Source organism: Pantoea sp. CCBC3-3-1, assembly GCF_007981265.1.
Taxonomy (GTDB): Bacteria; Pseudomonadota; Gammaproteobacteria; order Enterobacterales; family Enterobacteriaceae; genus Erwinia.
This window is the reverse complement of sequence record NZ_CP034363.1, coordinates 2,582,284-2,607,150: the sequence shown is the minus strand read 5'-3', so window position 1 is coordinate 2,607,150 and position 24,867 is coordinate 2,582,284. Positions and strand designations below refer to the sequence as shown.

22 protein-coding genes and 2 tRNA genes are annotated in these 24,867 nt (G+C 50.8%); 14 read left to right on the top strand and 10 right to left on the bottom strand.

What is annotated here, in order from left to right; genetic code table 11:
- Positions 1-3: 3 nt before the first annotated feature.
- The 5 genes from xthA to EHV07_RS12100 form a co-directional block, all read right to left on the bottom strand.
- Positions 4-810 carry an exodeoxyribonuclease III gene (xthA, locus tag EHV07_RS12120; protein WP_147198254.1) on the bottom strand — a complete coding sequence of 269 codons (807 nt, stop codon included), beginning with the start codon at positions 808-810 and terminating at the stop codon, positions 4-6.
- A 313-nt stretch (positions 811-1,123) separates the two neighbouring features.
- Positions 1,124-1,208: transfer RNA gene (locus EHV07_RS12115), tRNA-Tyr, on the bottom strand.
- Positions 1,209-1,388: 180 nt separating this feature from the next.
- Positions 1,389-1,473: transfer RNA gene (locus EHV07_RS12110), tRNA-Tyr, on the bottom strand.
- A 165-nt stretch (positions 1,474-1,638) separates the two neighbouring features.
- Positions 1,639-2,487 carry a formyltetrahydrofolate deformylase gene (gene purU, locus EHV07_RS12105; protein ID WP_147198252.1) on the bottom strand — a complete coding sequence of 283 codons (849 nt, stop codon included), beginning with the start codon at positions 2,485-2,487 and terminating at the stop codon, positions 1,639-1,641.
- A 48-nt stretch (positions 2,488-2,535) separates the two neighbouring features.
- Positions 2,536-2,994: a YchJ family protein gene (locus tag EHV07_RS12100; protein WP_147200612.1), complete on the bottom strand. Its 459-nt coding sequence runs from the start codon at positions 2,992-2,994 to the stop codon at positions 2,536-2,538.
- 105 nt (positions 2,995-3,099) lie between these two features.
- On the opposite strand from EHV07_RS12100, the gene rssA reads away from it, so the two are divergent.
- From rssA to EHV07_RS12075, 5 genes are all read left to right on the top strand, one after another.
- A complete protein-coding gene (gene rssA / locus EHV07_RS12095; RefSeq protein ID WP_147198250.1) occupies positions 3,100-4,017 on the top strand; it encodes a patatin-like phospholipase RssA in 918 nt (305 codons plus the stop codon).
- Between the two features lie 83 nt (positions 4,018-4,100).
- On the top strand, positions 4,101-5,114 hold the full coding sequence (rssB, locus tag EHV07_RS12090; RefSeq protein WP_147198248.1) for a two-component system response regulator RssB: 1,014 nt from the start codon (positions 4,101-4,103) through the stop codon (positions 5,112-5,114).
- Positions 5,115-5,309: 195 nt separating this feature from the next.
- Positions 5,310-6,218, top strand: coding sequence for a UTP--glucose-1-phosphate uridylyltransferase GalU (gene galU / locus EHV07_RS12085; protein WP_147198246.1), 909 nt, complete (start codon positions 5,310-5,312; stop codon positions 6,216-6,218).
- A 26-nt stretch (positions 6,219-6,244) separates the two neighbouring features.
- On the top strand, positions 6,245-7,585 hold the full coding sequence (locus EHV07_RS12080) for a UDP-glucose/GDP-mannose dehydrogenase family protein (RefSeq protein WP_147198244.1): 1,341 nt from the start codon (positions 6,245-6,247) through the stop codon (positions 7,583-7,585).
- A gap of 14 nt (positions 7,586-7,599) precedes the next feature.
- On the top strand, positions 7,600-8,607 hold the full coding sequence (locus EHV07_RS12075) for an NAD-dependent epimerase (protein ID WP_147198242.1): 1,008 nt from the start codon (positions 7,600-7,602) through the stop codon (positions 8,605-8,607).
- A gap of 125 nt (positions 8,608-8,732) precedes the next feature.
- Here EHV07_RS12075 and hns read toward each other — a convergent pair whose 3' ends face one another.
- Positions 8,733-9,143 (bottom strand): histone-like nucleoid-structuring protein H-NS, encoded by a 411-nt coding sequence (hns, locus tag EHV07_RS12070; protein ID WP_147198240.1) that lies wholly within the window; start codon positions 9,141-9,143, stop codon positions 8,733-8,735.
- 486 nt (positions 9,144-9,629) lie between these two features.
- Here hns and tdk point away from each other — a divergent pair, with 486 nt between their 5' ends.
- Positions 9,630-10,253 (top strand): thymidine kinase, encoded by a 624-nt coding sequence (tdk, locus tag EHV07_RS12065; protein WP_147198238.1) that lies wholly within the window; start codon positions 9,630-9,632, stop codon positions 10,251-10,253.
- Between the two features lie 136 nt (positions 10,254-10,389).
- On the opposite strand, the gene adhE is transcribed toward tdk, so the two are convergent.
- A complete protein-coding gene (gene adhE, locus EHV07_RS12060) occupies positions 10,390-13,077 on the bottom strand; it encodes a bifunctional acetaldehyde-CoA/alcohol dehydrogenase (protein ID WP_147198236.1) in 2,688 nt (895 codons plus the stop codon).
- Between the two features lie 461 nt (positions 13,078-13,538).
- On the opposite strand from adhE, the gene EHV07_RS12055 reads away from it, so the two are divergent.
- The 7 genes from EHV07_RS12055 to oppF all read left to right on the top strand — a co-directional run bounded on the left by EHV07_RS12055 (position 13,539) and on the right by oppF (position 22,158).
- Positions 13,539-14,186: a YchE family NAAT transporter gene (locus EHV07_RS12055; protein ID WP_147198234.1), complete on the top strand. Its 648-nt coding sequence runs from the start codon at positions 13,539-13,541 to the stop codon at positions 14,184-14,186.
- 622 nt (positions 14,187-14,808) lie between these two features.
- Complete coding sequence (locus tag EHV07_RS12050) at positions 14,809-16,443, top strand: ABC transporter substrate-binding protein (RefSeq protein WP_147198232.1); 1,635 nt, start codon at positions 14,809-14,811, stop codon at positions 16,441-16,443.
- A 134-nt stretch (positions 16,444-16,577) separates the two neighbouring features.
- A complete protein-coding gene (gene oppA, locus EHV07_RS12045) occupies positions 16,578-18,209 on the top strand; it encodes an oligopeptide ABC transporter substrate-binding protein OppA (RefSeq protein WP_147198230.1) in 1,632 nt (543 codons plus the stop codon).
- Between the two features lie 82 nt (positions 18,210-18,291).
- Positions 18,292-19,212 (top strand): oligopeptide ABC transporter permease OppB, encoded by a 921-nt coding sequence (gene oppB, locus EHV07_RS12040; RefSeq protein WP_147198228.1) that lies wholly within the window; start codon positions 18,292-18,294, stop codon positions 19,210-19,212.
- Between the two features lie 14 nt (positions 19,213-19,226).
- Positions 19,227-20,135, top strand: coding sequence for an oligopeptide ABC transporter permease OppC (gene oppC / locus EHV07_RS12035; protein WP_147198226.1), 909 nt, complete (start codon positions 19,227-19,229; stop codon positions 20,133-20,135).
- A gap of 11 nt (positions 20,136-20,146) precedes the next feature.
- Entirely contained in the window at positions 20,147-21,160 is a 1,014-nt protein-coding gene (locus EHV07_RS12030) for an ABC transporter ATP-binding protein (protein WP_147198224.1), read from the top strand.
- Entirely contained in the window at positions 21,157-22,158 is a 1,002-nt protein-coding gene (oppF, locus tag EHV07_RS12025) for a murein tripeptide/oligopeptide ABC transporter ATP binding protein OppF (RefSeq protein ID WP_147198222.1), read from the top strand. The genes EHV07_RS12030 and oppF overlap by 4 nt, the downstream gene beginning before the upstream one ends.
- 40 nt (positions 22,159-22,198) lie before the next feature.
- Here oppF and EHV07_RS12020 read toward each other — a convergent pair whose 3' ends face one another.
- Both EHV07_RS12020 and cls read right to left on the bottom strand, forming a co-directional pair.
- On the bottom strand, positions 22,199-22,528 hold the full coding sequence (locus EHV07_RS12020) for an HI1450 family dsDNA-mimic protein (RefSeq protein ID WP_147198220.1): 330 nt from the start codon (positions 22,526-22,528) through the stop codon (positions 22,199-22,201).
- A 42-nt stretch (positions 22,529-22,570) separates the two neighbouring features.
- The gene (cls, locus tag EHV07_RS12015; protein ID WP_147198218.1) at positions 22,571-24,031 is read right to left on the bottom strand and encodes a cardiolipin synthase; all 1,461 of its coding nucleotides are present in this window, start codon (positions 24,029-24,031) and stop codon (positions 22,571-22,573) included.
- Positions 24,032-24,180: 149 nt separating this feature from the next.
- Between cls and EHV07_RS12010 the strand changes: the two genes are divergently transcribed.
- Entirely contained in the window at positions 24,181-24,354 is a 174-nt protein-coding gene (locus tag EHV07_RS12010) for a YciY family protein (RefSeq protein WP_125287735.1), read from the top strand.
- An 81-nt stretch (positions 24,355-24,435) separates the two neighbouring features.
- Here EHV07_RS12010 and EHV07_RS12005 read toward each other — a convergent pair whose 3' ends face one another.
- On the bottom strand, positions 24,436-24,732 hold the full coding sequence (locus EHV07_RS12005) for a YciI family protein (RefSeq protein WP_147198216.1): 297 nt from the start codon (positions 24,730-24,732) through the stop codon (positions 24,436-24,438).
- Positions 24,733-24,867: the final 135 nt, after the last annotated feature.

Below are 24,867 nucleotides of genomic sequence, written 5' to 3'. Positions count from 1 at the left end.
TTATCACAATGTGAACTTCGCCCAGACCGGGGCATGATCGGAGGGTTTTTCCATACTGCGAATATCGTAATCGATGCCGGTCTCCACACAGCGCTCTGCCAGCGGCTGGCTTGCCAGCAGAAGATCGATACGCAGGCCACGGTTATCATCAAAGCCTTTTGAGCGATAATCGAACCAGGAGAAGCGGTCATTGACGTCGCCGTTCTGTGCGCGCCAGGTATCGACCAGTCCCCAGTTCATTAACCGATCCATCCACTCCCGCTCTTCCGGCAGGAAGGAACATTTCCCGGTGCGCAGCCAGCGTTTGCGGCTATCTTCACCGATGCCAATATCCCGATCGGTTGAGCTGATATTCATATCACCCATAATCAGCACAGGATTAGCCGGTGTCTGTTCCTGTTCAAGATAGTTTTGCAGATCGCGGTAGAATTTTTCTTTTGCCGGAAATTTAGTGGGGTGGTCGCGGCTTTCTCCCTGAGGGAAATAGCCGTTAATAACGGTGATATTGCCAATCGGGCTGGCGATATCAGCCATGATCAGGCGGCGCTGCGCATCCTCATCATCCCCCGGGAAACCACGGCGCACCATCACCGGCTGCTCTTTCGTCAGCAGGGCAACGCCATAGTGGCCTTTTTGGCCGTGATAAAAAACGTTGTAGCCGAGGCTGGCAACCTCTTCCAGCGGAAACATATCGTCGTGGACTTTGGTTTCCTGCAGGCCGATAACGTCTGGCTGGTGCTGTTCGACGATGGCGGCAAGCTGGTGCGGGCGGGCACGCAGCCCGTTGATATTAAAAGAAAGAAATTTCATGACGCGGGCCGGTTTACGAGAAAAAAGAGGGAGGAATGGTAGCAGATGGCCCCCTAAGCTGTCATCTTTTGAGGGGCAAGCCTTCTCGAAGCTTCTCATCCTTCCCCGTGGGGAATATGAAAGTGCTTACAAGGTTTACTGGTGCGGAGTGTCGCTGAAATGGTGCAGAAAAGGGCACTACCGTGCGGGAAGGATTCACGTCACTGCGTTCCGTGCCCTGCGGGTCAAACCTTCGAGGTCGAAGCTTCTCATCCTTCCCCGTGGGGAATATGAAAGTGCTTACAAGGTTTACTGGTGCGGAGTGTCGCTGAAATGGTGGTGGGGGAAGGATTCGAACCTTCGAAGTCGATGACGGCAGATTTACAGTCTGCTCCCTTTGGCCGCTCGGGAACCCCACCAGGGGAAGCGTAATGCTGAACTAAAACTCGTAGCGTCTGGTAAACAGCACTGCGAGGGAAGGATTCACGTCACTGCGTTCCGTGCCCTTCGGGTCAAACCTTCGAGGTCGAAGTTTCTCGTCCTTCCCCATGGGGAAGCTGAAAAATTCTGCCTCTTATTAACAGAGTGAATCATGTTAATGGTGGTGGGGGAAGGATTCGAACCTTCGAAGTCGATGACGGCAGATTTACAGTCTGCTCCCTTTGGCCGCTCGGGAACCCCACCACTGGCCTTGCTGTTCTTCGTTAAAGCGGGGCGCATCATACCAAATGTCGGAACGCTGTAAACCCCGAAACTCACTAAAAAACACCGTTTGCCGTTTTTTTGCCCCAACTGCTGTTTTGTCAGACAAAACAACAGTTGGCAGCAACAGACGGCGGTCGAAATGGCTTACAGAATAATAGTACGATTGCCGTAAACGAACACGCGCTGCGCCAGAACCTGATAAAGCGCACGGCTAAGGGCATTTTTCTCAACGTCGCGGCCGGCACGCATCATATCTTCAGCGGTGTAGGTATGATCGACGTGGATCACGTCCTGCATAATGATCGGGCCTTCATCCAGATTATCATTCACGTAGTGAGCCGTTGCACCAATGATCTTAACGCCACGCTCATAGGCCTGGTGATAAGGACGTGCACCAATAAAGGCTGGCAGGAATGAGTGGTGAATATTGATGATCTGGTTAGGATAACGCTGGACGAAAGCCGGCGTCAGGACGCGCATATATTTTGCGAGAACAACGTAGTCCGGCTGGTAGCGATCGATTTCCGCCGCCATATTGTTATCGTGTTCTTCACGAGTCAGGCCTTCGTGGCTGACAAGAATAAACGGGATGTCAAAACGTTCTACCAGCGTGCGCAGCGTTTCATGGTTGCCAATCACCGCCGCAATTTCTACATCCAGCCCGCCGTAGGTGCTTTTCATCAGCAGGTCGCCCAGGCAGTGGGCTTCCTTCGTGACCAGAATAACAATACGGCGGCGGCCCGCGGAATTAAGCTCTCTGAACGATCCGGCTGGCAGCGCGCTGTCCAGATCGGCGAGCAGCGTCGTGTCGTTAAAAATGCCTTCCAGCTCGGTACGCATAAAGAAGCGCCCGGTACGGTGATCAACAAACTCATTGTTCTGCACGATATTCAGCTCGTGCTTGTAACAAATATTGGTGATTTTTGCGATCAGACCTTTAGCATCAGGGCAAATGGTCCGTAAAACTTTTCGTTGCAGTGTTTGCGCTTGCATTGCGATGGTAATCCTGTCGAAGCAATTCATTAATTAATGAAGGGACCGTCACTGGCCACAGCATTTCTTGAATTTTTTTCCGGAGCCACAAGGGCACCGATCGTTTCGCCCTGTCTCAGGGAATGTTCCGTCAATATAGTACCAGCGTTGCGCCAGTTGAAGAAAGCGGGAACGCTCGTGGATAAAGCTTCTCTGCTGATTTTCAGAAAATCGGGCGAAGAAAGTCACAAACCCTTCGCCCTCATCGGCTGGCGTTTCGGCTTCAATAATATGTAAACTTAACCACGTTGTCCCTTTATAGCTCTGCTCCAGACTGCCGCGGAAACGCGCCGGGTCGCAGGAAGGATGCCAGGTGGCGATTAAATAATCTGTATTGTTGCGAACGTAAGCAGTATAGCGTGAGCGCATTAGCGCCTGTGGTGAATCAGGTATAGCCGCGTCATTTAGATAGGGCTGGCAACATAAGCTATAATCCAATCCGCTACAGCACGGGCAATGTTCCGACACGTTGACTCCATGGATAATACATAAGGGCTGAGTGAGTTTAGGCGTCATGGTAACTGAGCGACGATAATGGCGCCATTGGTTAGTTAAACGAACACCAGAGGTTGAATGAGACAGGTTAAGATTGGGCTGGCGCTGGGGTCGGGTGCCGCTAAAGGATGGGCTCACATCGGCGTAATTAACGCGCTGGAAAGAGCCGGTATCAAGGTTGATGCTGTTGCGGGTTGTTCAGTAGGTGCACTGGTGGGTGCCGCCTATGCCAGTAATCGCCTGCCTGTTCTCACCTCATGGGTTCGCGCTTTCAGCTATTGGGATGTTATTCGACTGATGGATTTCTCCTGGCGTCGCGGCGGGTTATTGCGCGGCGAGCGTGTTTTCAGCCATGTCCGCCTTTTAATGCATCACGAAACCATTGAACAATGCGATTTACCGTTTGGCGCCGTCACAACCAACCTCAGCACCGGGCGCGAGCTGTGGCTGACGGAAGGCGATTTACATCAGGCGGTGCGTGCCTCCTGCAGTATGCCCGGTTTACTGGCACCCGTTGAGTGGAATGGGTACTGGCTGGTAGACGGTGCGGTGGTTAACCCTGTTCCCATTTCACTGACCCGCGCGCTGGGCGCAGATATTGTGATTGCCGTTGACCTGCAACATGATGCGCATCTTATGCAGCAAAATCTGCTCTCCATCACGCCACAGTCGGAAGATAATGAGGCCATCGTGGATAACAGCTGGCGAGGCAGGCTGCGGCAGACGCTGGGACGCGCCACGCACAGAAAAATGAACCAAACGCCCGGTGCCATGGAAATTATGACCACCTCCATTCAGGTGCTGGAAAACCGGGTGAAGCGCAACCGGATGGCTGGCGATCCGCCTGATGTGCTGATTCAACCGCTTTGTCCTCAAATCTCGACGCTGGATTTTCATCGTGCGGATGAAGCGATTGCAGCCGGCAAGCTGGCCGTTGAGAAAAAAATGGACGAATTACTCCCGTTGGTTCGTCAATACTCATTGCCGGAGCGATAAATGACAACACTTCAGCCAAATCCGAGATGCGTAATTGTCGATTTTGAGCCACTATTGTCTTATCTGGCGAACAAGGGGGGATAATGGAGAAGCCATTAAGTGGAAAACAGATTCTGATCGTTGAAGACGAAGTCGTTTTCCGCTCTCTGCTGGATAATTTCCTGGGCGCGCTTGGCGCAACGGTGACATTAGCAGACGACGGCGTGGACGCCCTCGAAAAAATGCATCAGCAAGACTTTGAGCTGATGATCTGCGACCTTGATATGCCCCGCATGAACGGGATTGAGCTGGTTGAGCACCTGCGCAGCAAAGGCTGTGCCGTTCCTATTCTGGTTATTTCCGCCACGGAGAACATGTCCGATATCGCTCACGTACTGCGGTTTGGCGTGCAGGACGTACTGTTGAAGCCGCTGAAAGATTTGAACAGATTGCGCGAGGCGGTGTACGAATGTCTCTATCCTTCTATGTTCAGCTCAAAGGTGGAAGAGGATGAGCAGCTATTTCAGGACTGGGATGCGCTGGTACGCGATCCGCAGGCCGCAGCGAAACTTCTGAAGCAGTTGCAGCCGCCGGTACAACAGGTTATTTCCAATTGTCGTATTAATTATCGCCAGCTGACGACGGCAGAGCAGCCAGGTCTGGTACTGGATATTGCACCCTTATCTGAAAAAGATCTGGCGTTTTATTGTCTGGATGTCACCAGAGCTGGTGATAACGGCGTGCTTGCCGCCCTGCTGTTAAGAGCATTATTTAATGGTTTGCTGCAAGATCAATTATCCGGCCAAACTCACCGCCTGCCAGAATTAAATGGCCTGTTAAAACAGGTCAATCTGTTGTTGCGTCAGGCTAATTTGCAAGGTCAGTTTCCTTTATTGGTCGGTTACTATCACCAGGGGCTAAAAAACCTGATTCTGGTTTCGGCAGGGTTAAACGCCACGTTAAATATTCATTCTCACCAAATTCAGCTCAGTAATGGTGTGCCTCTTGGTACTTTAGGGAGTACACATCTTAATCAAATTAGCCAGCGTGGCGATGCGTGGCAGTGTCAGGTTTGGGGCGCGGGCGGCAGGCTGCGTCTGATGTTGTCTACTGAGTAATCAATTCACCTCTCTTTAATCGCTGAGCCCCGGCGACAGGGCCAGCATTAAGCTTTACACTTAGGTAATTGTCTTAAATTACGCTGAATTGGTTCAACCAGGATAATTCCATCCCGATTCAACTGATATACTCACTTCGTTTTTTAACTCGACATATCAAGTAATAACTTGAACGGCCTAAAGAGAGGTACTTAGATGTCTGCCTATAAGTCCAAAGTAAAAAAAGCGGTTATCCCTGTTGCTGGTCTGGGAACGCGTATGTTGCCGGCTACCAAAGCCATTCCTAAAGAGATGCTGCCACTGGTTGATAAGCCGTTAATTCAGTATGTCGTTAACGAATGTATCGCTGCGGGTATCACTGAGATTGTGCTGGTAACGCACTCATCTAAAAACTCTATTGAAAACCATTTCGATACCAGTTTTGAACTGGAAGCGATGCTGGAAAAACGCGTTAAGCGCCAGCTGCTGGAAGAGATTCAGTCTATCTGTCCACCGCATGTGACTATCATGCAGGTGCGTCAGGGTCTGGCAAAAGGCCTGGGCCACGCAGTGATGTGTGCTTACCCGGTTGTTGGTAACGAGCCTGTAGCCGTTATCCTGCCAGACGTCATCATTGATGAGTACGAATCAAACCTGGCTAAAGATAACCTGGCCGATATGATGCGTCGCTTCGATGAAACCGGTCACAGCCAGATCATGGTTGAGCCTGTTGCTGATGTTACTGCTTACGGCGTGGTTGACTGCCAGGGTGCAGAGCTGAAAGAAGGCGAAAGCGCACCGATGGTAGGTGTTGTTGAGAAACCTAAAGCGGATAAAGCACCTTCTAACCTGGCGGTAGTGGGACGTTACGTTCTGTCTGCTGACATCTGGCCTCTGCTGGCGAAAACGCCTCCAGGCGCGGGCGATGAAATCCAGCTGACCGACTCTATCGCAATGCTGATGGACAAAGAAACCGTTGAAGCGTACCACCTGAAAGGCATCAGCCATGACTGTGGTAACAAACTGGGCTATATGCAGGCTTTCGTCGAATACGGCGTACGTCACAGCACGCTCGGCGCTGATTTCAAAGAGTGGCTCGAAAGCACTGTTGGCAACGATAAGTAAGTTTAATTTTTAACCGGGACAATTCAATGAAAGTCACCGTATTTGGTATCGGCTATGTGGGTCTGGTTCAGGCTGCTGTTCTGGCCGAAGTCGGACATGACGTTCTTTGTATCGATGTCGACGAAAATAAAGTCGAAAATCTGAAGAAAGGGATCATTCCAATTTTTGAACCAGGTCTGACGCCGCTGGTGATGCAGAACTATGAGGCAGGTCGCCTCAAGTTTTCCACCAATGCGGAAGAAGGGGTCAACCACGGCATTATGCAGTTTATTGCTGTAGGCACGCCTCCAGACGAAGATGGGTCTGCGGATCTGAAATATGTTACTGCGGTAGCACGTACTATTGCACAGCACATGGGCGATCATAAAGTTGTGATCGACAAATCTACCGTTCCTGTTGGCACGGCAGACCGCGTACGCGCAGTCATGGAAGAGACCCTGAAAGGTCGTGGTGTTGAAATCGCGTTTGACGTGGTTTCTAACCCAGAATTCCTGAAAGAAGGCGCGGCAGTCAATGACTGTATGCGTCCTGAGCGTATCGTTGTGGGTACCGACAATGATGACGTTGTTGAGCTGCTACGTGAACTTTACGAGCCATTCAACCGTAATCACGATCGTATGATCCTGATGGATATCCGCAGCGCAGAACTGACCAAGTATGCCGCAAACTGCATGCTGGCTACTAAAATCAGCTTTATGAATGAGATCTCCAACCTGGCTGAACGCCTGGGCGCAGATGTCGAGAAAGTGCGTCAGGGCATTGGTTCTGACTCCCGCATCGGCTACTCCTTCATCTACCCTGGCTGTGGCTACGGTGGTTCCTGCTTCCCGAAAGACGTGCAGGCACTGATTCGTACCGCTGAGCAGATTGGCTACAAGCCTCGTCTGTTGCAGGCAGTAGAAGACGTCAACGACTCGCAGAAAAACAAACTGCCAACGTTCATCAAACGGCATTTTGGCGACAACTTGCAGGGCAGAACTTTTGCGCTGTGGGGCCTGTCGTTCAAGCCGAACACGGATGATATGCGTGAAGCCTCAGCCCGCGTGCTGATGGAAGCGTTATGGCAGGCGGGTGCAACCGTTCAGGCTTTCGATCCGGAAGCAATGGACGAAGCACAGCGCATCTACGGTAACCGCAGCGATCTGAAGCTGATGGGTACCAAAGAAGCTGCTCTGCAGGGTGCTGATGGCCTGGTCATCTGTACTGAATGGCAGAATTTCCGCGCGCCGGATTTCGACGTCATTAAAAATGCTCTGAAAGAACCCGTGATTTTTGATGGTCGTAACCTGTATGATCCAGAAAGAGTCAGCAAACGCGGTTTCGTTTATTATGCAATCGGCCGCGGAGCTTCTATTCAAATTGCATAATTAACGAGGGCAGTATGAAATATCTGGTTACCGGTGCAGCAGGATTTATTGGGTTTCATGTCTCACAACGCCTGTTAAGCGCCGGTCACCAGGTTGTCGGTATCGACAACCTGAATGACTATTACGATGTAAAACTCAAACTCGCCCGCCTCGATCTCCTCAAACCTCACAATGAATTTACGTTTATTCAACTCGACCTGGCCGACAGAGAAGGGATTGCCCGTCTTTTTGCCGAAGGTCATTTTGAACGTGTTATTCATCTGGGCGCGCAGGCCGGGGTACGCTACTCTCTTGATAATCCTTTAGCCTATGCCGATGCCAATCTTATTGGCCATCTGAATATTCTCGAAGGGTGCCGACATAATAAAATCGGCCATCTGCTCTATGCTTCCTCAAGCTCGGTTTACGGGCTGAATCGCAAAATGCCATTCTCTACCGATGATTCGGTAGATCACCCTGTCTCGCTGTATGCGGCGACTAAAAAAGCCAACGAGTTAATGGCGCACACCTATTCTCATCTTTACGGTATTCCGACCACGGGCCTGCGGTTTTTCACCGTCTACGGCCCCTGGGGACGCCCGGATATGGCGCTGTTTAAATTTACTCGCGCAATGATTGCGGGTGAAAAGATCGATGTTTATAACAACGGCCAGATGCGCCGCGACTTCACCTATATAGATGATATAGCTGAAGCGATCGTGCGTTTACAGGATGTTATTCCGCAAGCCGATCCGGAGTGGAGCGTTGAAACAGGAAGCCCGGCAACCAGCTCAGCGCCGTATCGGGTCTATAATATCGGTAACAGCAATCCTGTCACGCTGATGGCCTATATTGAAGCGCTGGAGAAGGCGTTAGGGATAACCGCGGATAAGAATATGCTGCCTATGCAACCTGGCGACGTTCTGGAAACCAGTGCGGATACAACTGCATTGCAAAAGGCGATAGGGTTTAAACCGCAAACGGGCGTGGAAGAGGGCATCAGTCACTTTGTCAGCTGGTATCGTTCTTTTTATCAGGTCTGACGATGTATGAAACAATAAAAAAGGAAGCGAAAGCTTCCTTTTTTTAATACACGAATATCACGCTGCTGGTTAAGCAAATAAAGTCTTCACTCAGGTAAAGCCTTTAACAGGCACGTGGGCCTGAATTACAGCGAGAAATCTTCGAGTTTTTTACCCTGTTCTTCGATAGCTTTCTTGATTACTGCTGGAGTACGACCCTGGCCAGTCCAGGTTTTGGTTTCGCCGTTTTCATCGACATATTTGTATTTGGCTGGACGTGCGGCGCGCTTTGCTTTCGCCGTGGTTTTGTTGGTCGCGCCAAGCGTTGCCAGTAATTCGTTAGGATCGATGCCGTCAGCAATCAGCATTTCGCGATACTGTTGCAGTTTACGCGTACGCTCTTCAATTTCAGCCTGAGCGTGACTTTCTTCTTCACGACGCTCATTAACAACGACTTCCAGCTTTTCCAGCATTTCTTCCAGCGTTTCCAGCGTGCATTCTCTTGCCTGCGCACGCAGAGTACGGATGTTGTTCAAAATTTTAAGGGCTTCGCTCATTGTCCTGGTCTCAAAAATTATAATGGGGAATGTTCTGCTGGATAATAATAGAGTGGGTCTCTAAGAACTGCAATAGCTAATTTTTTCGGTGCTGTTAAATCGTTTATGCAAAAGACATGCGAGTATCATTATTAATCTATTGTTTTATTAACGCCAACGCTATAAGCAGAGATTGCATTTTCCGTCAGATACCGCGATTACAAACGTAACTTAAGGTAATAACATGTTCAATTAATTCCTTTGAAAAAGCAGTAACTGCGGTACGAAAAAGGCTGGGAATCCTATCAATATCAACCCTCTCTCTTTAATCGATAAATGCGCATTAATCTTCCCCTATACTTTAATAGGGTGCATTAATATTAGCTGTTATTTTAGTTACGTAAGTACAGCTATCCATAGCACAGGTGGAGGTCAGTGCCTGTCGCGGCGCGGCTTATGATACAATTGGAATGAATACCTGCAACCTTTTAACCGGAGTAAAGCCCGATGGCTCAGCTTTATTTTTATTATTCTGCGATGAATGCGGGCAAATCTACCGCATTACTGCAATCTTCATATAACTATCAGGAACGCGGGATGCGTACCATAATCTACACCGCAGAGATTGATAACCGTTTTGGCTTCGGTAAAGTGAGCTCGAGAATTGGACTTTCTTCTCCAGCAAAATTGTATAATAACGACACGGCACTTTTTGCTGAGATTAAAGCAGAACAGCAAATGGAACCGGTTCACTGCGTGCTGATTGATGAGTGTCAGTTTCTGACCCGCGATCAGGTAAAAGCATTATCTGATGTGGTTGATAATCTTAATATACCTGTACTGTGCTACGGGTTGCGTACAGATTTTCGTGGGGAGTTATTTAGCGGTAGCCACTATTTGTTAGCCTGGTCAGACAAGCTGGTAGAATTAAAAACCGTTTGTCACTGCGGCAGAAAAGCGGGAATGGTATTGCGTCTGGATGAAAACGGCACGCCTTATAATGAAGGGGAGCAGGTGGTGATAGGCGGTAACGAGCGCTATGTCTCCGTCTGTCGTAAACATTATAAGGCCGCTATTGAACAGAAGTGCCTGCGCGCCGTTTACGGTGAAAAAGGCAATCAACCGCTCTGATTAGCGCATGCGGTTACAATAGTTACCTGTGGAATGTGGATGATTAGCTACGGCTGTTGATGATAAATTTTTCTAAAGATTTAACCGATAAAAAAACCCGCCATATGGCGGGTTTTTGTTTCAGATAAAAAAGCTTTTATGCCTTTTTAGCTTTCTTTTCCGCTTTCTTCGCGGTTGCTGGCTGAGCGGCAGCTGCCTCAGCGACATTGGCGAAGAGCTCGGTGTAGTCGCGACCATAGAAGCTGTCGAGCATGATTTGTTTCAGTTCGGCAATCAGCGGATAACGTGGGTTCGCGCCGGTACACTGGTCATCAAAAGCATCTTCTGCCAGGTTATCGACTTTAGCCAGGAAATCAGCTTCCTGAACGCCCGCTTCACGGATGGATTTAGGAATACCCAGTTCCGCTTTCATCCCTTCCAGCCAGCTCAGCAGCCGCTCGATTTTCTCAGCGGTGCGATCGCCCGGCAGGCTAAGACGCAGGTGATCTGCAATTTCAGCATAGCGACGACGCGCCTGTGGACGGTCGTACTGGCTGAATGCGGTTTGCTTGGTTGGATTATCATTGGCGTTGTAGCGAATGACGTTGCTGATGAGCAGGGCATTAGCCAGACCATGAGGAATATGGAACTCTGAACCCAGTTTGTGCGCCATTGAGTGACAGACGCCCAGGAAGGCGTTGGCGAAAGCGATACCCGCGATAGTGGCCGCGTTGTGGACACGTTCACGAGCAACCGGGTTTTTTGCACCCTCGTTGTAGCTGGCTGGCAGATTTTCCTGTAGCAGCTTCAGTGCCTGCAGGGCCTGACCATCAGAATATTCATTTGCCAGCACGGAAACGTACGCTTCCAGTGAGTGAACAACCGCATCCAGACCGCCAAAGGCACAAAGTGATTTAGGCATGTTCATCACCAGGTTGGCATCCACAATCGCCATATCAGGCGTCAGCGCGTAGTCAGCAAGCGGATATTTCTGGCCGGTCGCATCGTCGGTTACAACCGCGAATGGCGTCACTTCTGAACCTGTTCCGGACGTGGTAGTGACCGCGATCATTTTGGCTTTTACGCCCATTTTTGGGAATTTGTAGATACGTTTACGGATATCCATAAAGCGTAGCGCCAGTTCCTCAAAGTGGGTTTCAGGATGCTCGTACATCACCCACATGATTTTTGCCGCATCCATTGGCGAGCCGCCGCCCAGCGCGATAATGACGTCTGGTTTGAAGGAGTTCATCTGTTCGGCACCTTTGCGAACAACGCTCAGGGTTGGATCGGCCTCAACTTCAAAGAACACCTCGGTTTCAATACCGTGGGTTTTCAGTACAGAAACGATCTGATCGACATAGCCGTTATTAAACAGGAAGCGGTCGGTAACGATAAAGGCACGTTTCGCGCCATCGCTGGCCACTTCTTCCATCGCAATGGGCAGAGAGCCACGACGGAAGTAGATAGACTTAGGAAGTTTATGCCACAACATGTTTTCTGCTCGCTTAGCCACGGTTTTCTTGTTGATCAGGTGTTTAGGCCCAACGTTTTCAGAAATGGAGTTGCCACCCCAGGAGCCGCAACCCAGCGTTAGCGACGGTGCCAGCTTAAAGTTATACAGGTCGCCAATACCCCCCTGAGAAGCGGGTGTATTGATAAGAATACGTGCCGTTTTCATTTTGTCGCCGAAGTAGTTAACGCGCTCGCGCTCGTTATCCTGATCGGTATACAAACATGAGGTATGGCCGATGCCGCCCATGGCCACCAGTTTTTCTGCTTTCGTTACCGCATCTTCGAAGTCTTTCGCGCGATACATAGCAAGGGTAGGGGAAAGCTTCTCATGAGCAAAAGGCTCTGATTCATCAACCAGCTGAACTTCGCCGATTAAAATTTTGGTGTTGGCCGGAACAGTGATGCCCGCCATCTCAGCGATTTTGACCGCCGGCTGTCCGACGATTGCCGCATTCAAACCGCCATTTTTCAGGATGATGTCCTGGACGGCTTTCAGCTCCTGACCTTGCAGCATATAGCCGCCGTGGCTGGCAAAGCGCTCACGAACGGCATCATAGGCAGAGTCCACAACGATGACGGACTGTTCAGATGCACAGATAACGCCGTTATCGAAGGTCTTTGACATCAGGATCGAGGCGACAGCACGTTTGATATCCGCTGTTTCATCAATCACTACCGGGGTATTACCGGCACCAACGCCGATGGCAGGTTTACCTGAGCTGTAGGCGGCTTTCACCATGCCTGGGCCACCGGTAGCAAGGATTAAATTAATATCCGGATGGTGCATCAACTGGTTGGAAAGCTCGACGGAAGGGACATCGATCCAGCCGATAATATCTTTTGGTGCGCCGGCTGCGATAGCAGCCTGCAACACGATATCGGCCGCTTTATTGGTGGCATCTTTAGCGCGTGGATGAGGAGAGAAAATAATGCCGTTACGCGTTTTGAGGCTGATTAGGGCTTTGAAAATAGCGGTGGAAGTCGGGTTAGTGGTAGGAACGATGCCGCAAATCAGGCCGGTAGGTTCTGCAATGGTGATGGTGCCAAAAGTGTCATCGGTATCCAGGATGCCACAGGTTTTTTCGTCTTTATAAGCGTTGTAAATATATTCTGATGCAAAATGATTTTTAATCACTTTGTCTTCGACAATGCCCATGCCGGACTCGGCAACCGCCATTTTCGCCAGCGGGATTCGGGCATCTGCTGCTGCCAGGGCGGCGGCGCGGAAGATCTTGTCTACTTGCTCTTGAGTGAAGTTGGCGTATTCTCGCTGGGCTTTTTTTACACGCTCAACCAATGCGTTTAACTCAGCAACATTAGTAACGGCCATAATGCTCTCCTGATGGAAGTTTAAACTCTATTAGTAAACAAGTGAGAACTGACAATTATAGACTCGCGTGCTGGTTAACGCTGAAAAGACACAGAATCTACATAAGTTTTACTGTCGCAAGTTCTAAAAGTTTACTGAAAGAGTCTCTGGCGGCCAGGCCTGCCTTTACAAAAGTCCGTCTGTTGCAGTGAATCTTACGCATTCCGAGGGGGAAGGATTTTGATCTAAATCATCGATTTTCCAAGCTGACACCTTTCAGCATCGGCAAACGTGCCGCGTTGTGAGATGTTTGCCTGAGGTTGCAGCAGGGGATGATACTTTCAGGGAAAATAGCCGCCAGTAAGAGAATGCGACGTGAATTTACTGCAAACAATTTGACACAATAAGCCAACGTTGGCGATGAGACCGTACGGCCTGCATAATCCTGTCAGGCTTGCATAATTACTATAGAGGAGAAGAGCGTGAATCCGGCATTACTGGACCTTTCAGGCTATATTAAATTTTTTGTCGGACTGTTTGCGCTGGTCAATCCCGTTGGGATTATTCCTGTGTTTATCAGCATGACCAGCTACCTGCCTCCCGCAGCCCGTAACAAAACTAATCTTACCGCCAATCTTTCGGTGGCTATCATTCTCTGGACTTCACTGTTTTTGGGAGACGGCATCCTGCATACCTTTGGCATTTCCATTGATTCTTTCCGCATCGCCGGGGGCATCCTGGTAGTGACAATCGCCATGTCGATGATCAGCGGAAAGTTGGGTGAAGATAAGCAAAACAAGCAGGAAAAATCGGAAACGGCTATTCGTGAAAGCATAGGTGTCGTTCCGCTTGCGTTGCCCTTAATGGCAGGGCCGGGGGCGATCAGTTCAACCATCGTCTGGAGCACCCGTTATTACAGCTGGCAAAATCTGCTGGGATTTAGCGTGGCTATTGCGCTGTTTGCTTTCTGCTGCTGGCTGCTGTTTCGTGCGGCCCCTTTAATGGTCAGGGTGCTGGGACAGACCGGGATCAACGTTATCACGCGCATTATGGGACTGTTGCTGATGGCATTAGGCATTGAGTTTGTCGTCACCGGTATCAGGGCGCTCTTCCCAGGTTTGGTACATTAATTAAGCACTGAAAAACCCCGTATTCTTCGAACAATCTACGCTTTTTTCTCATGTCTAATAAAAATTCGCACCACTCTGGTGCGAATTACGGCTTTTACGCACCAAAATAGAGCAATTATTCTTAAATCTTAACAGCGCTTCGCTTTTATTAATGTAATTACTGCAAGCTGCTAATTATTCAGAAGCTAATACAGAAATGTTATTTTCTTCACAACGTTTATCTCCGCTACTATCGCCACATCCAAACTATTATTCTCGCAATCTGTGGATAGGCAGAGGATTTACCTGCCAGTCTGCTTTTACAGCCGCTTGCGATTACTTTATAACTTAACTGAAAGCGATGAAGGTCTTGTTGAGATTTATTTGTAAATTTTTGATTAAAAATCAATATCTTGACTGTTAATTCGCGTCAGAAATAATAGCGCTGTTATAAACTTTCCCTGGCGAAAAAGAGAATTGGTTAACATTTTTGTTAATAAGATTTAGCGCGGGCTACCGCATTCTGTTAGTTTTCGAAAGATTCGCTGAAAACTGGCATCAGATGTGCAGGTATCCCGTGCGCTACCCGCAAGCTGATTTTATTGAACCTATAAGGTTCCCGGATACAGGTTACTCACGCTTAATGAAAATTCCGTTCTCGTCCTGGCGTCATACCCGCATTCTGCTGAGCAGTCTGATTGTCTTTACCCAAGTTCCTTTTGCCGCCGCCGCACCGGCGGGGGTAGCACTGGCGGCGCACCAAACCATTGTGATTAATAATGGCGGTGAAGTCGCTTCGCTTGATCCGCATAAAACCGAGGGCGTTCCGGAAAGTAATATCATCCTGAACCTGCTCGAAGGGTTGGTGACAACCGACAATCAGGGAGCGGTGGTGCCCGGCGTTGCAGAAAGTTGGCAAAATGAGCAGGGCAAAATCTGGACGTTTACCCTGCGTAGTAATGCCAGATGGAGCAACGGTGAACCGGTGACCGCGAAAGATTTCGTCTACAGCTGGCAACGTCTGGTCGATGCGAAAACGGCTTCCCCCTACGCGAGCTATTTACAATATGCTCACGTTGAAAATATTGACGCCATCCTCAGCGGCAAAAAAGCGCCGGATACGCTTGGCGTAAAGGCGCTGGACGACCACCATTTGCAGGTAACGCTGAGCGAACCCGTCCCTTATTTTATCGCGCTGGTGGCGCATTCCTCGTTAAAGCCTGTTAATCGTAGCGCGATTGAGAAGTGGGGCGAAAGCTGGACGCAGCCCGGTCACTATGTCGGAAACGGCGCTTATTCGCTGAGCGACTGGGTGATTAACGAAAAGATCGTGCTCAGGCGCAATCCACAATACTGGAACAATGGCAAAACCATTATTGAGACGGCAACCTTCCTGCCAATTTCTTCTGAAACGAGTGACGTCAACCGCTACCGAAGCGGTGAAATTGATATGACCAACAGCGCGCTGCCGCCCGATCTTTTCCCTATCCTGAAGAAAAGCATCGCTTCACAGGTTCATGTCAGTCCGTTGCTCTGTACTTTTTACTATGAGCTGAATAATAAACGGCCGCCTTTTAACGATCCGCGTGTACGCACGGCCGTCAAGCTGACGTTGGATCGCGACATCATCGCCAATAAAATTATGGGACAGGGGCAAAAACCTGCGGGTGGTTTTACGCCGCCGTTTATTTCGGGCGCGCATCTTACGCAGCCTGAATGGATGACGTGGAGTCAGGCACAGCGTAACGAACAGGCAAAAAAACTGCTGGCAGAAGCCGGATATAGTGCGGCAAAACCGCTGTCGTTCGCCTTGTTGTATAACACCTCCGATCTCAATAAAAAGCAGGCTATCGCTGCCGCATCGATGTGGCAAAAAAACCTGGGCGCGAAGGTGACGTTAGAGAACCAGGAATGGAAGACGATGCTGGATACGCGCCACCAGGGTGAATTTGACGTTGCACGGGCGACCTGGTGCGCCGACTACAACGAACCTTCGACATTTCTTAACGCCATGCTGAGCCATTCTTCCAGCAATACTGCTTTTTATCACAGCGAGAAATTTGACTCGTTAATGGCAGAAACGCTCAAAGCCGCTGATGACTCACAGCGTGCGGCGCTTTATCAGCAAGCTGAACAACAGCTCGATCGCGACTCTGCCATCGTTCCGGTTTATTACCGTGTCAGTGCCCGGCTGATCAAACCCTGGGTTGGCGGGTTTACCGGCAAGGATCCTCAGGACCAGCCTGACCTGAAATATTTCTACATTACAAAGCATTAAGTTTTTGCCATACCGTGTTGATAGCAAGTAAGTGACACAGCAACAGTTCAGTAAGCCTCCGTTCCGGCCTGCTGAATCCTGAAAGACAGGTGTGCTGAGATAACATTAGCAATAATAAAAACTGGAGTAGTGGAATGACCAACATCACAAAGAAAAGCCTGGTTGCACTGAGCATCCTGACGGCGTTGGCTGGAAATATGGCCATTGCTGCGACAGTGCCGGCAGGGGTGGAACTCGCTGCGAAGCAGGAGCTGATTAAAGGTAATGGTGATGAAGTGCAGTCACTCGATCCGCATAAAATTGAAGGCGTCCCGGAAGCTAACGTCAGTTACGATCTGCTGGAAGGGCTGGTCATTAACGATACCAACGGTCAGCCGGTGCCGGGCGTGGCGGAGAGCTGGGATAACAAAGAGGGCAAAGTCTGGACTTTCCATCTGCGTAATAACGCCAAATGGTCCAATGGCGAACCCGTTACGGCGCAGGATTTTGTTTACAGCTGGCAGCGTCTGGCCGATCCGAAAACCGCATCACCGTACGCCAGCTATTTGCAGTATGGTCATCTGGAAAATATCGATGAGATCATTGCCGGTAAGAAAAAACCTGATCAGCTGGGCGTGAAGGCGCTGGATGCGCATACGCTACAGGTCACGCTGACCGAATCGGTTCCTTATTTCTATAAGCTGTTAATCCATCCTTCTATGTCGCCGGTTTACAAGCCTGCTATCGAGAAATTTGGTGAGAAGTGGACTCAGCCTGAAAACTGGGTGGGCAACGGTGCCTACAAGTTACAGGAACACATTATCAATGAACGTATTGTTGTCGTGCGTAACCCGCAGTACTGGGACAACGCCGATACTAAACTGGACAAAGTCACCTTCCTGCCTATTCCGTCTGAAGTCAGTGACGTTAATCGCTATTTCAGCAACGGCGGCAGCGACATGACCTACACCAATTTGCCGATTGAGCTGTTTAAGAAATTACAGCGCGATAATCCGAAAGAGCTGCATGTCGATCCCTATCTGTGCACCTATTACTATGAAATCAATAACCAGAAAGCACCGTTCACCGATCCTCGAGTTCGTGCCGCGCTGAAGCTGGGCCTGGATCGCGACATCATGGTCAATAAAGTGCTGGCTCAGGGACAGCAGCCGGCTTACAGCTACACACCGCCCGCCATTGACGGCGCTGATGTCACCAAACCTGAGTGGTTCAGCTGGTCACAGGACAAGCGTAATGCAGAGGCGAAGAAGCTGCTGGCCGAAGCCGGTTATACGGCCGACAAGCCGCTGACTTTCGAGCTGCTGTACAACACGTCCGACCTGCATAAAAAGCTGGCGATCGCCGCCGCGTCTATCTGGAAGAAAAATCTCGGTGTGAATATCAAGCTGAATAATCAGGAGTGGAAAACCTTCCTGGATACCCGTCATCAGGGGAACTTTGATGTTGCCCGTGCGGCCTGGTGTGCGGATTACAACGAACCGACCTCCTTCCTGAATACCATGCTGTCCGACAGCAGCAACAACACCTCTCACTATAAATCCGCTGATTTCGATAAAGCGATGGCGGCCGCGACGGCAGCCAGTGATGATAAAGCGCGCAGCTCTGCTTACACCCAGGCTGAACAGATTCTGGATAAAGATTCGGTGATTGCGCCGGTGTTCTATTACGCCAACACGCGTCTGGTTAAGCCTTATGTCGGCGGCTACAGCGGTAAAGATCCGCTGAATTACGTCTACGATAAAGATCTCTACATAATAAAACACTAAGCAGCAAAGATTGGGGGAAGTGCTCCTTCCCCCGTGGGTTTATTTTGAGCAGTGCTGATGCACAGGCCAGCAGGTACGGGCAATGTTAAAATTTATATTTCGTCGGTGTCTGGAAGCGATACCGACGTTGCTAATCCTTATTACTATCTCCTTCTTTATGATGCGCCTGGCGCCAGGGAGTCCTTTTACCGGTGAAAGGACGCTGACGCCGGAAGTGATGGCGAACATCGAAGCCAAATATCACCTCAATGACCCCATCTGGAAACAGTATCTTGATTATCTGAATCAGCTGGCGCACGGTGATTTCGGCCCGTCGTTTAAATACAAAGACTATTCGGTGAACTATCTGGTCGGCCATGCGTTCCCGGTTTCCGCCAAACTCGGGCTGGCTGCCTTTATCCTGGCCATCATTCTTGGCGTCACGGCAGGGGTGATCGCGGCGTTAAAGCAAAACAGTAAATGGGACTTTGTGGTGATGGGCATTGCCATGACGGGCGTGGTGATCCCCAGTTTTGTCGTCGCACCGCTGTTGGTGCTGATTTTTGCGATTGCGCTGAAATGGCTGCCCGGCGGCGGCTGGAACGGTGGGCAGGTGCAATACATGATTTTGCCGATGGTTGCGCTGTCGCTGGCTTACATCGCCAGTATCGCGCGCATCACCCGTGGCTCGATGATTGAAGTGCTGCACTCCAACTTTATTCGTACCGCGCGCGCCAAAGGTTTGCCGATGCATCGTATCGTACTGCGTCATGCGCTAAAACCGGCGATGTTGCCCGTGCTTTCCTATTTAGGGCCGGCGTTTGTCGGCATCATTACCGGATCGATGGTGATTGAAACGATTTACGGCCTGCCGGGTATTGGCCAGCTGTTTGTTAACGGCGCGCTTAACCGCGACTACTCATTAGTGCTCAGCCTGACAATTCTGGTTGGCGTACTGACCATTCTGTTTAATGCGATTGTTGACGTGCTGTATGCGGTCATCGATCCGAAAATCCGTTACTGATCCCGGAGCTTGCCATGATGTTGAGTAAGAAAAATAGCGCAGCTCTTGATGCCTTTAGCGAAAAGCTGGAGGTCGAAGGACGCAGCCTGTGGCAGGATGCCCGCCGTCGTTTTATCCATAACCGTGCGGCGCTGGCCAGCCTGATCGTACTGTTGCTGATTGCACTTTTTGTCGTTTTCGCTCCGATGCTTTCGGCCTTTACCTATGACGATACCGACTGGGGCATGATGTCGGCCGCGCCGGATATCGTTTCAAAGCACTATTTTGGCACGGATTCTTCCGGCCGTGATTTGCTGGTCAGGGTAGCCATCGGCGGCAGGATTTCCCTGATGGTCGGGGTGGCTTCTGCGCTGGTGGCCGTGTTAGTGGGCACGCTGTACGGCTCGCTGGCGGGTTATCTCGGCGGCAAAACCGATTCGGTGATGATGCGCCTGCTGGAAATCCTCAACTCCTTCCCGTTTATGTTTTTCGTCATCCTGCTGGTGACCTTCTTTGGCCGTAATATTCTGCTGATTTTTGTCGCCATCGGGCTGGTCTCCTGGCTGGATATGGCGCGTATTGTACGGGGTCAGACGCTGAGCCTGAAACGCAAAGAGTTTATTGAAGCGGCCCATGTTGGTGGTGTTTCCACGGTCAATATTGTACTGCGTCATATCGTGCCTAACGTGCTGGGCGTGGTGGTGGTGTATGCCTCACTGCTGGTGCCGAGCATGATCCTGTTTGAATCCTTCCTCAGTTTCCTGGGGCTTGGCACACAGGAACCGTTAAGCAGCTGGGGCGCTCTGCTTAGCGATGGCGCAAATTCAATGGAAGTTTCCCCATGGCTGCTGCTGTTCCCGGCCGGTTTTCTGGTGGTTACGCTGTTCTGTTTCAACTTTATCGGCGATGGCCTGCGTGATGCCCTCGACCCGAAAGATCGTTAAGGAGTTTCCCGATGAGCGTAATTGAAATGCCGTCAGCGATGGCAAAAAAAGCGGGAAGCGAGCTTCTGCTGGATGTAAAAGATTTGCGTGTAACCTTCGCTACCCCGGATGGCGACGTCACCGCGGTAAACGATCTCAACTTTAGCCTGCGGGCAGGTGAAACGCTGGGGATTGTTGGCGAATCGGGTTCAGGCAAATCGCAAACGGCGTTTGCGCTAATGGGCTTGCTGGCCAGTAACGGGCGCATCGGCGGCTCGGCGCTGTTTAAGGGTAACGAAATCCTTAACCTGCCGGAAAAACAGCTTAACAGGCTGCGAGCTGAACAAATCGCAATGATTTTTCAGGACCCGATGACCTCGCTCAATCCCTATATGCGGGTTGGCGAGCAGCTGATGGAAGTACTGAAGCTGCATAAAGGTTTAAGCAACGCGCAGGCGTTTGAAGAATCTGTACGCATGCTGGATGCGGTAAAAATGCCGGAAGCGCGTAAGCGAATGAAAATGTATCCGCATGAATTTTCTGGCGGCATGCGCCAGCGTGTGATGATTGCCATGGCGCTGCTGTGTCGGCCTAAGCTGCTGATTGCTGATGAACCGACAACGGCGCTGGACGTCACCGTTCAGGCACAAATTATGACGCTGCTCAACGATCTGAAACGCGAATTTAACACCGCCATTATTATGATCACGCACGATCTGGGCGTTGTTGCCGGGATCTGCGATCGGGTACTGGTGATGTACGCAGGCCGCACTATGGAATATGGCAAGGCGCGGGATCTGTTTTATCAGCCGACGCATCCCTATTCTATCGGCTTGCTGAATGCCGTTCCCCGACTGGATGCAGAAGGCGATTCGCTTACCACCATTCCGGGCAACCCGCCAAACCTGCTGCGCTTGCCGAAAGGCTGTCCGTTCCAGCCGCGCTGTCCGCATGCGATGGAAATCTGCGCCACGATGCCGCCGCTACTGCCTTTTGGCGAAGAACGGCTCCGTGCCTGCTTTAAACCTGCGGAGGAGCTGGTATGAACGCAGTAGCTGAAAAGAAAGTGCTGTTAGAGATTGCCGACCTGAAGGTGCATTTTGATATTAAAGATGGCAAACAGTGGTTCTGGCAGCCATCGAAAACGCTGAAAGCGGTTGATGGCGTCAGCCTGCGCTTATACGAAGGCGAAACGCTGGGCGTGGTCGGCGAGTCGGGCTGCGGGAAATCCACGCTGGCCCGGGCCATTATCGGGCTGGTGAAAGCAACGGAAGGGCGCGTGGCCTGGCTGGGGCGTGACCTGCTTGGGCAGAGCGAAGAGGAGTGGCGCAAAGCCCGCAGCGATATTCAGATGATTTTTCAGGATCCGCTGGCTTCACTCAATCCACGTATGACCATTGGCGATATTATCGCTGAACCGCTGCGGACCTATCATCCAAAGATGGCGCGCCAGGAAGTGAAAGAGCGGGTCAAAACGATGATGATGAAGGTTGGCCTGCTGCCGAATCTGATCAACCGCTATCCGCATGAGTTTTCCGGCGGCCAGTGTCAGCGAATTGGTATTGCTCGCGCGTTGATCCTGGAGCCGAAGCTGATTATCTGTGACGAGCCGGTTTCCGCGCTGGACGTTTCCATTCAGGCTCAGGTCGTTAATCTGCTGCAAAAATTGCAGCGCGAAATGGGGCTTTCACTGATCTTTATCGCGCATGATTTGGCGGTAGTAAAGCATATTTCCGATCGGGTATTGGTAATGTATCTGGGACATGCGGTAGAGCTGGGAACCTACAGCGAGGTTTATCAAAATCCTCAGCATCCCTATACGCGAGCGCTGATGTCGGCGGTGCCGATCCCCGATCCCGATCTGGAAAAAAACAAGGTCATTCAGCTGCTCGAAGGGGAGTTACCGTCACCCATCAATCCGCCTTCCGGCTGTGTGTTTCGTACGCGCTGTCCGATTGCCGGGCCTGAATGTGCCAAAACGCGTCCGCTGCTGGAAGGGAGTTTTCGCCATGCGGTTTCGTGTCTGAAGGTCGATCCGCTCTAGTCGGGCAATAAAAAAGGCCGGGATTTCCCGGCCTTATCTGCTATTCACGCCATAAAATATGACACAGCTTATGATCTTTCTCGCGGCACAGCAGAACGCGGGCAAAGATGTCAGTGACCGGGTCTTCCTCGGTTTCACCAAGACCAATCACCACTTCAGCGAAGAAGTCCGGGTTCAGATCGAAATCGACATGCTCTGCCCAGTCTTCTGCCGGATCGTGCAGCTCTGCACCACCGCGTTCTTCAAACTGGAGGTTAAACAGAATGATATCAGCCGGATCGAGGTTATCGCCTGCGAGCTCAAGGAAAATATCATAAGCCTGTTCAAGCGTTTCATCTTCGGTAAGACGGTTATTTAAATCCATAAAAATTTCCCATAATGTCCTTGCGGACGCTGTGCAACTCCGCTCGTTTTACAGTAATGGACTGAAGAAGTAAAACAGTCGCTCGACAATCCGTTGCCAGTAAGCACGACGTGCCCAACGTTTGCCGTCTACCAGCCGTGAGCGGGCGATATAATCATCCTGTACGCGGGCCAGATCGCCGCCGAAACCATCGTCGTCAATCACCAGCGTGTTCTCAAAATTGAGCCACAAACTGCGCATATCCAGATTAACCGTTCCGACCAGGCTCAGCTGCCCGTCGACCAGGACGCTTTTGGTATGCAACAGGCCTTCTTCAAACTGATAAATCTTGACGCCAGCTTCCAGCAGTTCGGCGAAAAATGCCCGGCTTGCCCAGCCGACCAGCAGCGAGTCGTTACGATGCGGTACGATGATGCTGACATCGACGCCACGCTGTGCTGCGGTGCAAATCGCATGCAGTAGATCATCGCTGGGGACAAAATAAGGCGTGGTCATAATCAGCTGTTCGCGGGCAGAATAGACCGCCGTTAACAGCGCCTGATGAATCAAATCTTCCGGGAAACCCGGTCCGGAAGCGATCACCTGGATGGTATGCCCGCTCTCCTGTTCAAACGGCATCACGTTACCGTCCGGCGGAGGAGGCAAAATACGTTTACCGGTTTCGATTTCCCAGTCGCAGGAGTAGATGATGCCCATGGTCGTGGCGACGGGGCCTTCCATCCGCGCCATTAAGTCAATCCATTGTCCCACGCCAGCATCCTGCTTAAAGAAGCGCGGATCGACCAGGTTCATGCTGCCGGTATAAGCGATATAGTTGTCGATCAACACCACTTTACGGTGCTGACGTAAGTCCATTCGGCGGAGAAAAACACGCAGCAAACTTACCTTTAAAGACTCCACCACATCGACACCGGCGTTGCGCATCATTGCCGCCCACGGGCTGCGGAAAAAGGTCACGCTACCGGCCGAGTCAAGCATTAGCCGGCAGTGCACGCCCCGCCGCGCAGCCGCCATCAACGATTCCGCCACCTCATCCGCCATACCGCCAGGCTGCCAGATATAAAACACCATCTCGATATTGTGCCGCGCGAGCTGGATATCACGAATCAGAGCCTGAAGCGTGTCGTCGGTAGAGGTCAGCAGCTGTAGCTGATTACCCTTAACGCCAGCAATGCCCTGACGGTTCTCACAAAGCTGAAACAGCGAGCGCGCCACATCACTGTTGTCTTTGGCAAAGATTTGATGGCAGGACTTCAAATCACCGAGCCATTTAGCGGTTGAAGGCCACATGGTTCGCGCGCGCTCAGCACGGCGTTTTCCCAGATGCAGCTCGCCAAAAGAGAGGTAAGCGATGATCCCTACAAGCGGCAGAATATAGATAATCAGCAGCCAGGCCATGGCAGACGGCACCGCACGGCGCTTCATCAGAATGCGCAGCGTGACCCCGGCAATCAGCAGCCAGTAACCGAAAAGCAACAGCCAACTGATAAGAGTATAAAAAGTCGTCATGTAAGTGGAAGTCCTGTTCACGCTTGATTAACGGGAGTTTACGTGCAGATGACAGCAGACGAAACCTTTTCCTGTAAAGTCATCGGACTTGGCCTCAGAGCAGAAGTGTTTATAATGCGGCGCGAGTTTTTTTAAGCGTAGAGGGTAAAATGAGACGGAGTAGAAATGAAGTCGCACGCTGGCGTATGTCGCGCCAAATTCAGCGCCGCCGCGCACGGTGGCTTGAAGGGCAGTCGAGGCGCTATGGACGTATGCATGCCATTCGCCACCAGCTAAGCCAGCAGCAGCGCCGTTCTATTCTGTTTATTACTCAGCTGGTTTAATTCAGAAAATCACTGTCCGTTCTGCTGTCATCCGGCTTACTGATGAAAACCTCGTTTTGACGAGGTTTTAAAGCGTCTTGATTAAAACACGCGTTTAAACGGCTTCACCGCGACCTGCTTATAAACGCCAGCAGCAATGTAAGGATCGTCCTGCGCCCATGACTGAGCGGCTTCCAGGGACGGAAACTCTGCAATGATTGTCGAGCCGCTAAAGCCCGCCACGCCGGGTTCATTACTGTCCACTGTCGGCATTGGCCCGGCAACAATCAGACGGCCTTCGTCCTGTAAAAGCTGTAGACGCGCCAGGTGGGCAGGGCGCACGGCTGTACGCTTTTCCAGTGAGTCCGCATTATCTTCGGCATAAATTACGTAGAGCACGTTTACAACTCCTGTCGGTAATAGTCGGTCACACGTTAAGTGATCGTTCTCAGTTGTGCAAATGAAAGATAGTTATCCGGGCTGATGCGCTCTTTTCTGACAAAATGATGCCTGTGGCGCGGCGACTTATTGAAA

Excerpts from the sequence above, each read along its gene's own strand:
- xthA (WP_147198254.1), bottom strand. The coding sequence starts at position 810 with ATGAAATTTCTTTCTTTTAATATCAACGGGCTGCGTGCCCGCCCGCAC.
- purU (WP_147198252.1), bottom strand. The coding sequence starts at position 2,487 with ATGCAAGCGCAAACACTGCAACGAAAAGTTTTACGGACCATTTGCCCT.
- rssA (WP_147198250.1), top strand. The coding sequence starts at position 3,100 with ATGAGACAGGTTAAGATTGGGCTGGCGCTGGGGTCGGGTGCCGCTAAA.
- rssB (WP_147198248.1), top strand. The coding sequence starts at position 4,101 with ATGGAGAAGCCATTAAGTGGAAAACAGATTCTGATCGTTGAAGACGAA.
- galU (WP_147198246.1), top strand. The coding sequence starts at position 5,310 with ATGTCTGCCTATAAGTCCAAAGTAAAAAAAGCGGTTATCCCTGTTGCT.
- EHV07_RS12080 (WP_147198244.1), top strand. The coding sequence starts at position 6,245 with ATGAAAGTCACCGTATTTGGTATCGGCTATGTGGGTCTGGTTCAGGCT.
- EHV07_RS12075 (WP_147198242.1), top strand. The coding sequence starts at position 7,600 with ATGAAATATCTGGTTACCGGTGCAGCAGGATTTATTGGGTTTCATGTC.
- hns (WP_147198240.1), bottom strand. The coding sequence starts at position 9,143 with ATGAGCGAAGCCCTTAAAATTTTGAACAACATCCGTACTCTGCGTGCG.
- tdk (WP_147198238.1), top strand. The coding sequence starts at position 9,630 with ATGGCTCAGCTTTATTTTTATTATTCTGCGATGAATGCGGGCAAATCT.
- adhE (WP_147198236.1), bottom strand. The coding sequence starts at position 13,077 with ATGGCCGTTACTAATGTTGCTGAGTTAAACGCATTGGTTGAGCGTGTA.
- EHV07_RS12050 (WP_147198232.1), top strand. The coding sequence starts at position 14,809 with ATGAAAATTCCGTTCTCGTCCTGGCGTCATACCCGCATTCTGCTGAGC.
- oppA (WP_147198230.1), top strand. The coding sequence starts at position 16,578 with ATGACCAACATCACAAAGAAAAGCCTGGTTGCACTGAGCATCCTGACG.
- oppB (WP_147198228.1), top strand. The coding sequence starts at position 18,292 with ATGTTAAAATTTATATTTCGTCGGTGTCTGGAAGCGATACCGACGTTG.
- oppC (WP_147198226.1), top strand. The coding sequence starts at position 19,227 with ATGATGTTGAGTAAGAAAAATAGCGCAGCTCTTGATGCCTTTAGCGAA.
- EHV07_RS12030 (WP_147198224.1), top strand. The coding sequence starts at position 20,147 with ATGAGCGTAATTGAAATGCCGTCAGCGATGGCAAAAAAAGCGGGAAGC.
- oppF (WP_147198222.1), top strand. The coding sequence starts at position 21,157 with ATGAACGCAGTAGCTGAAAAGAAAGTGCTGTTAGAGATTGCCGACCTG.
- cls (WP_147198218.1), bottom strand. The coding sequence starts at position 24,031 with ATGACGACTTTTTATACTCTTATCAGTTGGCTGTTGCTTTTCGGTTAC.
- EHV07_RS12010 (WP_125287735.1), top strand. The coding sequence starts at position 24,181 with ATGAGACGGAGTAGAAATGAAGTCGCACGCTGGCGTATGTCGCGCCAA.